The 12,304-nt window shown below is 39.2% G+C and carries 10 protein-coding genes; 1 reads left to right on the forward strand and 9 read right to left on the reverse strand.

The window, feature by feature from the left end; genetic code table 11:
- From ACQKKO_RS00765 to ACQKKO_RS00775, 3 genes are read right to left on the reverse strand one after another with little or no spacing between them, the layout of a single operon-like run.
- Entirely contained in the window at positions 1–936 is a 936-nt protein-coding gene (locus ACQKKO_RS00765; protein ID WP_498643338.1) for an ABC transporter ATP-binding protein, read from the reverse strand.
- Positions 917–1,942 carry an ABC transporter ATP-binding protein gene (locus tag ACQKKO_RS00770; protein WP_498643340.1) on the reverse strand — a complete coding sequence of 342 codons (1,026 nt, stop codon included), beginning with the start codon at positions 1,940–1,942 and terminating at the stop codon, positions 917–919. Before ACQKKO_RS00770 ends, ACQKKO_RS00765 begins: the two co-directional genes overlap by 20 nt.
- 54 nt (positions 1,943–1,996) lie before the next feature.
- A complete protein-coding gene (locus tag ACQKKO_RS00775; RefSeq protein ID WP_203088183.1) occupies positions 1,997–2,446 on the reverse strand; it encodes an Lrp/AsnC family transcriptional regulator in 450 nt (149 codons plus the stop codon).
- Positions 2,447–3,112: 666 nt separating this feature from the next.
- Between ACQKKO_RS00775 and ACQKKO_RS00780 the strand changes: the two genes are divergently transcribed.
- Positions 3,113–5,743 carry an SH3 domain-containing protein gene (locus ACQKKO_RS00780; RefSeq protein WP_498643342.1) on the forward strand — a complete coding sequence of 877 codons (2,631 nt, stop codon included), beginning with the start codon at positions 3,113–3,115 and terminating at the stop codon, positions 5,741–5,743.
- A 109-nt stretch (positions 5,744–5,852) separates the two neighbouring features.
- Here ACQKKO_RS00780 and ACQKKO_RS00785 read toward each other — a convergent pair whose 3' ends face one another.
- The 6 genes from ACQKKO_RS00785 to ACQKKO_RS00810 all read right to left on the reverse strand — a co-directional run bounded on the left by ACQKKO_RS00785 (position 5,853) and on the right by ACQKKO_RS00810 (position 12,017).
- On the reverse strand, positions 5,853–6,935 hold the full coding sequence (locus ACQKKO_RS00785) for a glycosyltransferase family 4 protein (RefSeq protein ID WP_498643344.1): 1,083 nt from the start codon (positions 6,933–6,935) through the stop codon (positions 5,853–5,855).
- Between the two features lie 148 nt (positions 6,936–7,083).
- The gene (locus ACQKKO_RS00790; protein ID WP_498643346.1) at positions 7,084–7,830 is read right to left on the reverse strand and encodes a glycosyltransferase family 2 protein; all 747 of its coding nucleotides are present in this window, start codon (positions 7,828–7,830) and stop codon (positions 7,084–7,086) included.
- Complete coding sequence (locus tag ACQKKO_RS00795; protein WP_498643348.1) at positions 7,830–8,306, reverse strand: hypothetical protein; 477 nt, start codon at positions 8,304–8,306, stop codon at positions 7,830–7,832. The genes ACQKKO_RS00790 and ACQKKO_RS00795 overlap by 1 nt, the downstream gene beginning before the upstream one ends.
- 78 nt (positions 8,307–8,384) lie before the next feature.
- Complete coding sequence (locus ACQKKO_RS00800; RefSeq protein WP_498643350.1) at positions 8,385–9,293, reverse strand: NAD-dependent epimerase/dehydratase family protein; 909 nt, start codon at positions 9,291–9,293, stop codon at positions 8,385–8,387.
- The gene (locus tag ACQKKO_RS00805) at positions 9,241–10,611 is read right to left on the reverse strand and encodes a UDP-glucose dehydrogenase family protein (protein ID WP_498643352.1); all 1,371 of its coding nucleotides are present in this window, start codon (positions 10,609–10,611) and stop codon (positions 9,241–9,243) included. Before ACQKKO_RS00805 ends, ACQKKO_RS00800 begins: the two co-directional genes overlap by 53 nt.
- 20 nt (positions 10,612–10,631) lie before the next feature.
- The gene (locus ACQKKO_RS00810; protein WP_498643354.1) at positions 10,632–12,017 is read right to left on the reverse strand and encodes an O-antigen ligase family protein; all 1,386 of its coding nucleotides are present in this window, start codon (positions 12,015–12,017) and stop codon (positions 10,632–10,634) included.
- Positions 12,018–12,304 lie beyond the last annotated feature (287 nt).

The raw sequence follows: 12,304 nt of genomic DNA on the forward strand, positions 1-12,304 counted from the left end.
TTAATTACCCTTTCCAGGTAAAGCAGCTAAGTGCGTATCAGAGATTCGCTGCAAGTCAAGAACCTGTCCTTCTTCATCGAAATAATCATTAAACGATTCATCGTATTCTCTAGATACCTCTTTACGCATTGCATCACGTTCATCTCGACTATCTGGATCAATATCTGGGATGGCCGATAATAATCGTTTTGTATAAATATGTTGAGGGTTGTTAAAGATGTCATCGCTTGTCCCTTCTTCCACAAAACGTCCTTTATACATAATCCCAATTCGATCGCAGATATGACGAATAATCCCTAAGTCATGACTAATAAACAAATACGTCAAGTTTAATTCTTCTTGAATTTCCTGCAAGAAATTTAGTACTTGAGCCTGTACCGATACGTCTAATGCGGAAACAGGTTCATCAGCTATGATTAACTTCGGTTTCAAAGCAATAGCACGAGCAATCCCAATTCGCTGTCTTTGGCCCCCTGAGAATTCGTGAGGATACTTGAAGATGCTTTCAGGGTTTAAGCCTACCTTTTCAAGCAGTTCTTTTACGCGTTCTTTTTCTTGAACTTTTGTTAGCTTTTCAAAATTGCGTAGAGGCTCAGCAATGATATCAATGACTCGTTTTTTTGGATTTAATGAAGAGTAGGGATCTTGAAAGATCATTTGAATATCTTTTCGGTAATCGAATCCGCTCTTTAATCCCTTTGTGATATCCTTTCCATCAAATAACACGTTTCCACCCGTAATTTCATTTAGACCGATAACGGCTCTACCTGAAGTAGTTTTTCCTGAACCAGATTCGCCTACCAAACCATATGTTTGTCCTGGCTCTAAATTGAAAGAAACACCATTTACTGCTTTGACATGTCCAACTGTCCGCTTAAGTATTCCAGCCTTAATTGGAAAATGTACCTTTAAATCATTAACTTCCAGTAACGCCATGACCAGCTGCCTCCTCAACTTTATCAGGAAATTCAAAATGCTTGTAACATGAACATCTCACAAAATGCCCTGGTGAGATTTCATGCAGTTCCGGATTCTCTTCGTGTGCTTTTTCAGCAATCCATGGAATCCTTGGTGCAAAGCGACAACCTGTACGAGGAAGTTTTTGTAGTGAAGGTACCATTCCTTGAATCACATGTAATTTTGCTTTTGCTTCATGCCCGTGTGGAACTGAGTTTAGTAAAGAGCGAGTATATGGATGCTTTGCATTTTTGAATAACTCACTAACTGTAGCTATTTCAACAATTTGTCCAGCATACATTACAGCCACTCGATCTGCCATTTCAGCTACCACGCCTAAATCGTGTGTAATTAAAATCACGCCACTATTTGTTTCATTTTTCAGTCTCTTAATTAAAAAAAGAATTTGAGCTTGGATTGTCACATCCAATGCCGTAGTCGGCTCGTCTGCTATTAAAAACTCTGGGTCACATGCAATTGCGATCGCGATCACAATACGCTGTCTCATTCCTCCGGATAACTCATGTGGGAACTGATTATACACATATTCCGGTCTAGGGATCCCTACCTGGTTAATTAAATCAAGAACTTTATCTTTTCTTTCTTTTTTCCCAAGTTTGGTATGCAAATAGAGCATCTCACTAATTTGCTCACCCACTACCTTTAAAGGGTTTAAAGCCGTTAACGGATCTTGGAAGATCATTCCAATCTCTTCACCGCGTAGCTTGTTCATTTTCTTTTCGGAAAACGAAGCAATATTCTGATCTTTATAATTAATTTCACCTTCAATTTTAGAGTTCAACTTATCATGAAGCCCCATAATCGAGAAAGCCAGTGCACTCTTACCCGAACCAGACTCCCCTACAATTCCTAAGATCTCGTTCTTGTTTACACTAAGCGAAACATTATCAACCGCCGCATAGTATTCATCATTAATCCGGAAAGAGGTTGATAGATTCTTAATGTTTAATAATCCTTTATCCAAGTAATCCACCCCGATATTTGTAAATGTGATTATTTTCAAATAATTCAGCTTGTATTAAGCCATATAAGAGAACGTATCCTTGTATTTCTTTAATTCAATACTTACATCTGCTGAAACAATTCCATCTAATTTAGCAAGTTCCTTATTCACAAAATGAACAAGGTCTTCGTTGCTTTTAAAGTACGCTTGTAGAATTAAGTCATGTCTTCCTGAGAATGCAGCAACAAAACGAACTTCTGGGTACTGGTTCAAGTGTTTAGCTACAGCTTCCTGCTGACCCAGCTTTGTGGTAATGCCAATGATTGCTTGTACTTGCAATCCAATTGCATCAGGCTCGATATGAATGATAAATTCAAATACCTTTTCCTGAAGCATTCGGCTGATCCTTGTCCGAATCGTCCCTTCACTTACTTCGATTTGCTTAGCAATTTCTGTATACGGCCTTTTCCCGTTTTCTTGAAGCAACTTAAGGATGGCAAAGTCCACATCATCCAATTTCACCATACGACCACTCACTTTGTACTAATATATTTAGTAGCTTATTACTTTAAAAACTACGTTTAATAGATTTATACGAGAATTTTTTGCAAATTTCGTAATTGGTATTTTTTTATTATAAAAGGTTCACACAAGGAATGCAATATTCAATCTTTTTAAAATAGTATTTTTTATTGGAAGATTTTCTAACCATGTATACAAAATTCTAGAAAATCGTATTGCTTTCTAGGATTTACTGAATATCCTTTCGAATTGGAAGGATTTAATTAAGTTATGCTACGAATTCAAAACTTAGAATCCAGATGGATTAATACAATATATTATACAAGAATAATAACAGTGCTTGAGTTACGTTTCATACGGTTGTAACACCTTAGGTTTCCGTAGTTTAACGCGTTTCTTCATTATAACGAGAAAAATAAATCCCCCATTTAAATGAATGCTTTTAATAATGGTTATTTAAAACTAGTTAAAAAGAACCGTTTTACTAGATTCGACTTATTTCGAAGGGGAATCTCTTAACTTTTTGTCTGTAAAAACCGATAATAGTCGTAGGGGACTAGTTATATAGATTCCCTAATTACTATAATTTATGAAGAGGTGAGATTCATTAACATTCGTCATGTTGTCACAGGTACTTCACCCATTGTCTTAGCTTTTATGATGTCTTCAGTGCCATTTCAATCTGCCTTAGCTAATTCAACGTATAAAGTCACTCAATACGATCTGGACTTTAACAATGTCGTCGAAAAACAAGTGAAGGCAAACGCCCAAACGGATAAAAACTATGATGTTTATATCCATTCAGATGGCGTAAACCTCAATGCTGGTGGTAAGTCTGGAACATCTAAGGGAGCTTGGAATGTACGTGGTGGAGCAAGTTCACAGTCATGGAAAGTTGGTCAAACAAGTAATGGCCAGAAACTAACGATTCTGGGTAGCAAGAAAGCAAGCGATGGATCAACTTGGTACCAAATCAAGTATGATCGCACATGGAAGAATGCTAGTCCTGAGGATGTAGCTCATTATCTAAACCCGAACAACGTTAAACCTGGCACGAGTAGCTTTTATCAATTTTTAAATTTGAGCGAAACGGCAAACTTAAGTGCACAATCTATTAATAATCAGCTTTTAAATGGAAAAGGATCGTTATCTGGTCAAGGACAAGCCTTTATTGATGCTGCAAGAACGAACGGTGTCAATGAAATTTATCTTGTATCCCACGCGCTACTTGAAACCGGAAACGGAACTTCACCACTTGCAAAAGGAATCAGTCATAATGGAAAAACCGTTTATAATATGTACGGTATCGGTGCATATGACGGTAATGCTGAACAAGCAGGTGCGGCGTATGCCTATAATCAAGGTTGGTTCACTAAAGAATCCGCAATCATTGGTGGAGCTAAGTTTGTTGGGAACAACTACATATCTAAGGGACAGAATACGCTTTATAAAATGCGTTGGAATCCTGATGCACCGGCCACTCACCAATATGCAACAGATATAGGATGGGCCGAAAAGCAAACATCTAGAATGGCTAGCATGTATAACTTGGTTGATGATTACACCCTTCATTACGATATCCCTCAATACAAAAATCAACCAGGTACAACCCCTGATTACACGAAGATTGATGACGACCAAAAGAAAGATGGAACACCTGGTACAACAACGGCGAATTTAAATGTTCGTTCTGAGCCAAGTACAAGTAGTAATCGATTAACGTTACTACCAAGTGGCACAAAACTAACGATTATTAGTAAAAAAGATGGTTGGTATCAAGTTCATGCAAATGGCATCGATGGATGGGTTTCTGCTGAGTTTGTAAAAGTGAATGCGGAAGCACCAACAAATACACCAAAACCAGGTAACGATCAAGCGGATCCGGTTAAACAACCAGTTATTGGATCTGGGACAACAACCGCTCGCTTAAACCTTCGCTCTTCAAATAAGATTGAGGCGACAAATATTATCTCAACACTGGATCAAAATCAAAAGGTTGATGTGCTTGAGAAAAATGGTAGCTGGCTAAAGGTTACTGCTGCAGGTAAAACAGGTTGGGTTTCCGCTCAATATGTAAAAACAACTGAGACTGGTACAGCTAAACCGTCTACACCTGATCAAGTTTCAAAACCAGGTGATAAAGTCATTTCAACTGGAACAACTACTGCTCGTTTAAATCTCCGCTCATCTAATAAAATTGACTCAAAAAATATTGTTACAACACTTAACAATAATCAAAAAGTCGATATTTTAGAGAAAAGCGGCAGCTGGTTGAAAGTGAACGCATCTGGCAAAACAGGTTGGGTTTCTGCTCAGTATGTGAAGACTAATTCTTCTTCATCTACACCAAGTAAGCCTGCTTCTCCTTCTGTTGATAAGGCTACAGGTACCGGAACGACTACTGCTCGCTTAAACCTTCGCTCTTCTGCTAAGGTTGCTCCAAACAATTTAGTTACAACACTTAATAACAATCAGAAGGTTGATATTTTAGAAAAGAGTGGCAGTTGGTTAAAAGTAAAGGCCGCTGGCAAAACAGGTTGGGTTTCTGCTCAGTATGTGAAGACTAATTCTTCTTCATCTACACCAAGTATGCCTTCTTCTCCTTCTGTCGAGAAGGCTACAGGAACTGGTACGACTACTGCTCGTTTAAACCTTCGCTCTTCCGCAAAGGTTGCACCGAATAACCTAGTTACAACACTTAACAATAATCAGAAGGTTGATATTTTAGAAAAGAGTGGTAGCTGGTTAAAAGTGAACGCATCTGGCAAAACAGGTTGGGTTTCTGCTCAATATGTGAAGACTGGATCTTCAACTCCTACAGCTACACCAAGTAAGCCTGCTTCTCCTTCTGTTGAAAAAGCTACAGGTTCTGGAACGACTACTGCTCGTTTAAACCTTCGCTCTTCTGCTAAGGTTGCACCGAACAACTTAGTTACAACACTTAACAGTAATCAAAAAGTCGATATTTTAGAGAAGAGTGGTACTTGGTTAAAAGTGAGCGCATCTGGTAAAACGGGTTGGGTTTCTGCTCAATATGTGAAGACTGGGTCTGCACCATCTGTACCGTCTACTCCAAAACAAGAGACAAAACAAGAAACAAAAGCAACGACTAATAATTCGGGAACAACAACAGATCGCTTAAATCTTCGTTCTTCTGCTAATGTCGCTGCAGACAATTTTATTATTACGTTGGCTAAAGATACAAAAGTAGAAATTCTTGAAAAGAAAGGCGATTGGTACCAAGTAAAGGCTGATGGTAAAAAGGGTTGGGTATCCGCTGAATTTATTAAAGAAACTTAATTGAAAATCAAAAACACACATCCGATGAGATGCGTGTTTTTTGATTGACACTCTTTGTTGATTACAGGCACAAAAAAAGGCTGAGATGCAAAGCACCCAGCCTTTTTTTTCACTCATACTTCTTAACAAGTTGCATTTTCCCCAATGCTTTTCGTAATGGTTTTCGTTGCTTTCCAATGAGACCAATTCCTTCAGCAAACATTAAGATGCCAAAAAGGATGACGACAAGGAATACGAGGGAAACCCAGTTTGCTGTTTGAGAAAACAGCACCGCAACTCCTCCAAATAAGAACGAAATTCCATAAATGATAAAAACGGTTTTACGGTGACCAAATCCCATCGCAAGCAAGCAATGATGTAGATGGCCTTTATCTGGTGTTCCGATGCTTTGATGATTGAGCGTGCGACGAATAACTGCAAAGGTTGTATCAATTAATGGTACTGCTAAGATGAGCAACGGAACAATCAAGCTAAACATGGTGACACTCTTAAATAATCCCATCATCGAGATGACGGCCATTGCATACCCTAAAAACATGGAACCTGTATCTCCCATAAAAATCTTAGCTGGATAGGAGTTATAGAACAAGAATCCAGTTGTACTTCCGAGTAAGGATAATGAAAGCACAATAACACTGGCATAAGCAATTGGATGACCAAGAGCCATGACTAACATCGTTAATACGGCGATTGTCGTTACACCAGCTGCTAATCCATCTAACCCATCAATCAAATTCACAGAGTTGATAATGGCCACAATCCATAAAACAGTAACAAGAAAACTCAAAAATCCAAACTCAAGATTGCCGACAAACGGAATCTGAATAAATTCAATTCTGATTCCAGAAGAAGCTGCGCAAACGGCCGCGAGTGTTTGACCAGCAAATTTAGTCTTTGCCCCTAATGCAAACTTATCGTCTACAAGGCCAACAGTGGCAAGAATCAACGCACCACCGACTAAAAATAACATGTCATTTTGGGCTTCTCCAAGCTCGGGCCAAAGAACAGCTACGCCAGCAGCTACACCAATCATCATCGCTATGCCGCCAATTCTCGGCATATTTCCTTTATGTACTTTCCTATGATCTGGTTTATCAACAAATCCCCATTTTTTTGCGAGTACAATGACGATCGGAACGGTTGCGATTGTCACAATAAATGCTGTTATTAACCCTATTATATACATCTGCATTCTGATTCACCTCAACCCAATTTTCGTACCTTATCTGATGATTCTTTTTTGTGATGCTACTCTATACCCACACAATAGCAAAGCAAATGGGCACTGTGCGCAGATTTACAAACGTTTAACTAAGGGTTTAGAATAACAAGCATTTCGTTTACAATTTCTTAAAACCGTGCCAAGCATAACTCGCAAAAACATAACATGCCCTCCAAAAAGGGAGACCCTCATTTTCTCTGTAAATACTCCAATTCCGCTTAGCGGTCTTAAGCTTGTTACTTGAAATAGAGGTTGATACTTTCCTGTAGCACGCAAGCTCCATGTCAAGTCCGTACGCCTGATAACCACTTTTCAAAATGGTTAACCACAAAACAAAGTCCTGCCTTGTTTTTATTGTTGGCATTTGTACCTTTCCTAACACGTCAATATTTAACATAACCGTTAAACATCCAATAATCGTGTTTTTTAATAATTGATCATACGTAATGACTTCAGGAGCTGGTACAACCTTGTCTCGTAGTTCTCCGTTTTCCTTCATAATTCGGTAACTGGTGAAGCTAAAAACATACTGATTAGCCTCCATAAACATAAGCTGCTTTTCAATCTTTTCGGGCATCCAAAGATCATCACTATCTAAAAAAGCTACATACTTACCATTTGCACGATTAATTCCTTCATTCCTTGCCCCTGCTGCTCCTTGATTACTATTTAATTGAACGACTTGAATTCTAGAGTCCTTATTAGCATAGCTACGCGCAATTTCTACACTGCTGTCCGTAGATCCATCATCAATTAAGAAAAGCTCCCAATACGGATATGTTTGCTTCTGAACTGATTGGATGGTGTGTTCTAGAAACTTCTCTGAATTATAAACAGGTGTTACAACAGATACTAAGGCTTCCATTATCTTACTCCCTTTGAGATATTCTCTAACAGCCACTGATCTCCAGGCTTAGAATAAGTAAAGTCATAACGAGAGGTTTTATTAGGCTCCCATGTAACGGTTACTTCACCTTCTTGGTATTCATCTTCAATGATTGGAGACTTTGATGTATCAGTCGTTATCAGTGCATCAACTGCTGCAACTTCTAATCCTTGAACCCATTGTTTCAATTGCTTGATCATTTTTTCTTCCATATAAGGTTGTAACTCTTGTTCCATTTGGGTTTCGGTTAGGTTAACTTGTTCAAGTTGCTTTACTTTAAATCGCGTTGCTTCATGACTTAATCGAATAGCCATGATGTCTTCCTCATTCACTGTCACAGTAGGTTGTTCACCTGGAACTGAATGTCCAATCTCTGTATCTTTATCTAAAAAAAAGAATCCACTAATAAATAAAAGAACAAGTGGTATCCAAAGTATCGTGTACCATTTCCTCATCTCTGATGTTCCCTCCTCAGGTCGTAAAAAAAGGGATAGATTACACGAATTCTACGTGTAATCTATCCCCACACTCGCTTATTGATAAAAAGAGTAGGTCTCCCCCAAGCCCTTCTTAATATCCATAAGTGGTGTCCAGCCCATTTGAGCTTTTGCTTTATGATTGGTTAAATAACTATGTTTAATATCTCCCTTACGCTCATCTTTTATTTGTTTCTCAAGTTGGAACCCTGCTACCTGCTCCATTAAATCGATGGTTTCAAGTAAAGATGTTGCTTTTCCTGTACTAATATTAAATACATCATTGTACGATTCATCACTTGCTAGAAGATTTGCCTGAACAATATCAGATACATGGACAAAGTCCCTTGTTTGCTCACCATCTCCAAATATGGTGAACAACTGCTTTTTCAGCGCGCTATTCATCAAGACACAGATCACGCCGCCCTCTCCTTTAGGATCCTGGTATCTTCCATACACATTTGCATAACGGAAGATCGTATATGGTACCCCGTATAATGTGGCATAGATACGGATATATTCCTCAGGATTATATTTTGAGATCCCATACATGGATAATGGACGAATCGGGTGTTCTTCATCTACTCCCAAATATTCCGGTGTCCCGTATATTGCTGCAGATGACGGATAGATTAATCGACATCCAGGTACCGCACGACATGCTTCAAGCACGTTAATCGTACCCAAAATATTAATGGATGCATCATTTAACGGGTCTTTAATAGCCGATTGTACGTCAATCTGTGCGGCATGATGATTAATGAGATCTGGTTTTTCTTTTTTTACAATCTCTATAAATTCTTCCGCGCGTATGTCTACACCATACACTGTACATTCATTTAACCATTCGAATTCTGTGTCCGCGGCTTTGCGATCTACCACAACCACTTGATCACCACGTTTGAGATACGCTTCAACTAAGTTTCTGCCGATGAAGCCTGCTCCCCCTGTTAGAAGTACCTTCATAACTCTCTCCCTCTAATTCAATTTTCATTCGCCCAATAGAATCATAATAAAAGCCAAGATCTTTCATTACTTGTGGCTCAAACAGATTTCTCCCATCTACTACAATAGGCGATGCTAATTCATTTTTTAATTCGTTTAAATTAAGATCTTTGAATTCTTTCCAGTCTGTTATAAACATCACAGCATCGGCACCACAAACAGCTTCGCGCCATGACTCTGCAAATGTCACATGAGGCAAATAACTAGCTGCCTCTTTCATAGCAATTGGATCATAAGCAACTACATTTGCTCCCTCAGCCATAAGCATTGGAATAATATCACGAGCCGGTGCAGCACGCATGTCGTCTGTATTTGGTTTAAATGCCAATCCTAGTACGGCAATTTGTTTCTCTTTTAATCCAGCACCACCAAAGGCACGCTTCATTTTCCGAACCAGTCGTTCCCGTTGTTCAAAATTCACTTTCTCAACAGCAGGAACAATTTTAAGTGAATACCCCGCCCGTTCTCCCATTTGGATAAACGCTTGAGTATCTTTAGGGAAGCACGATCCACCGTACCCTATGCCTGCTCCAAGAAAGGCCGAACCAATTCTCGGATCAAGTCCCATCACTTCCGCGACCTTTGTGACATCGGCATCTAATTGCTCACATACATTTGCCACTTCATTTATAAAGCTGATTTTGGTCGCTAAAAAGGCGTTTGCTGCATATTTACTCATTTCAGATGTTGCAAGATCTGTAATGACTATGTTTGTATCAAAGGGGCGATGGAGCTCTACTAATAACTCTTCCGCTCGTTTTGATTCAACCCCAAGGACTGCTCGTTCCATATTCATCGTATCATAGATAGCCGATCCTTCACGTAAAAACTCAGGATTTGACGCAACATCAAATGCCATTTTACCACAATACTCCCGGATCCAGCTTTTAATCTTTTCCCCTGTTCCAACTGGTACCGTGCTTTTCGTTACGATCACTTTATATGATGTAAGATGAGTCCCTACTTCCCTCGCCACAGCTTCTATAAAAGAAAGGTTCGCTGATCCATCTTCATTAGCTGGTGTTCCTACGGCAATGACAATGAGCTCTGCTTCCCGCATCGCATCAGCGAGATTATTCGTAAAAAGCAGACGCCCCTTTTGTTGATTCGATAGGAGTAATTCTTCAATTCCAGGCTCGTAAATAGGAGAGCGGCCCAGTTTAAGCTGTTCAATTTTCTTAGTGTCCTTATCTACACACGTCACATCATGACCAACTTCACTATAGCAGACGCCTGAAACAAGCCCTACATATCCCGTTCCAACGATACAAATTTTCATTGTTTCACCCCAACCTTTCTTTATCTCAATGATTCATGTGTGAACTCATTTTTCTCAAGCACCCTACGTTTTCCAAGCTCTGCACACAGAATTGTAATCATAACAATTACCCAAAATCGTGGTGAGACAAAGTCGGAGCGATAAAGTGAAGTGATGCCTAAGTGAAACCATAGAACCACTGCGTATTGATAGTACACATGTTGATTACGCCTTTTATATAAGTGAGCAAAAAAGAGGATAAATGCAAGAAGAAACGCACCGCCTCCAATAATTCCATGTTCAAATAATAAGTCTACAAACACATTATTGGATGTTGCACTCAATTTAGAACCGTAGGCTAGAAATTTCGTTTCGGCTAAAAACCCATAGCTTCCTGGCCCAAAACCAAAGAGTGCATTCACCCACGAATAGTCAAACATCCAGACAAAGGGATACACCAGCATATAAAGGCGGCTATGATTCGTTACGTCAAATAGAACATCAAAGCGCCCGATAATTGGCATCATAAGCTCCAATACAAGGCTCCACTTCCACCAAATCAATAGACCTAAAGGTATAAGTGATGCGCCTGCAATTGGCACGATGTTTTTCCACTGAATCTTTCGTGACGTGATCATGATCCATAAAGCAAATAGTGCAACCATTAATAAGTTTGCATATCCACTGATGGAGAAGGAAAAAAATAGAACAAACACCACGGGCAGCATCCACTGCCATACATAGGAACGTTTCCGTTTAAAAAGCATAAAACCAATAATTAAACCATCCATCAGAAAAGGAACAAGAAAGCTTGGCTCCTCGGTCAAAGACGTTAACCTAAAGTTAACGAGCACCTCGGACTGTACACTATGTACCGCTGATCTTGTTTGGAGATCGGGCATTGGATACCCAATCGCTAAATGAAGGAACTGCCAAATACCAAAGAGGACTAACACCCCAACACCAGATAAATAAGCTTTTCCAATCAAATCAAGCTCACTTTTAGTCATTCTTTTTACTAGCAGTAGAAACATCATCATGATTCCGATATAAATACTACCATTCACAATCCTTCGCGGCATTGCTTGCTGATAGTATTGGACAAACTCTTGCGATAAGATATAAGTCAGATTGTATGTGGCTGCACCTACAGCAACTAAAGCAGGTACTAACAGGGCCCAAATAACCCAACTATTTGGTTCTGTTAATGCGTTCGATCCTTTTTTCGTTGGTTTCCACTCTGAGAACCAAACGAGAAGTAATAAACATAATACAATAAAACTCGTAAGAACGGATGTAGCGACTGGCAACGCTTTTTGATACTGACTAACAACTGCAAACGGTGCAAAGAAAGCCAGAATCAGCAAGGCGACAGTTTGGATTTTTGAATGATAAGGTTGTATGCTGTTTTTTAGTTGTGTCATCATAGTCTGGGTTTCCTTGTCTTTTTAGGCTGTCATCATCATAGCACGCTACAATTACCACTTTTGTTAAGCGACCGTAAAGATTACATAAAGATCTCGTCTCGATAGGTATAAAATATAGATTCCTATCAAACCTTGTTCACATGAACTATCTATAGCTTTGCCGAAACAAAAGGATTTAACCGCTACCTTGTGCTTGTTTACCTTCTTTACAAACGAAATGAGGCCAGCTTGCATGCATGTAAAAAGTGAGTATACTTAAATTCGAACCTATATGAAGGGAGCAAGTC

It is taken from the genome of Alkalihalobacillus sp. NPDC127517, assembly GCF_050276055.1.
In the GTDB taxonomy this organism is placed as follows: Bacteria; Bacillota; Bacilli; order Bacillales; family Bacillaceae_D; genus Alkalicoccobacillus.

Bases quoted from the DNA above. Each gene is read 5' to 3' on its own strand.
- ACQKKO_RS00765 (WP_498643338.1), bottom strand. From the start codon at position 936: ATGGCGTTACTGGAAGTTAATGATTTAAAGGTACATTTTCCAATTAAG.
- ACQKKO_RS00775 (WP_203088183.1), bottom strand. From the start codon at position 2,446: ATGGTGAAATTGGATGATGTGGACTTTGCCATCCTTAAGTTGCTTCAA.
- ACQKKO_RS00785 (WP_498643344.1), bottom strand. From the start codon at position 6,935: ATGCAGATGTATATAATAGGGTTAATAACAGCATTTATTGTGACAATC.
- ACQKKO_RS00790 (WP_498643346.1), bottom strand. From the start codon at position 7,830: ATGGAAGCCTTAGTATCTGTTGTAACACCTGTTTATAATTCAGAGAAG.
- ACQKKO_RS00795 (WP_498643348.1), bottom strand. From the start codon at position 8,306: ATGAGGAAATGGTACACGATACTTTGGATACCACTTGTTCTTTTATTT.
- ACQKKO_RS00800 (WP_498643350.1), bottom strand. From the start codon at position 9,293: ATGAAGGTACTTCTAACAGGGGGAGCAGGCTTCATCGGCAGAAACTTA.
- ACQKKO_RS00805 (WP_498643352.1), bottom strand. From the start codon at position 10,611: ATGAAAATTTGTATCGTTGGAACGGGATATGTAGGGCTTGTTTCAGGC.
- ACQKKO_RS00810 (WP_498643354.1), bottom strand. From the start codon at position 12,017: ATGATGACACAACTAAAAAACAGCATACAACCTTATCATTCAAAAATC.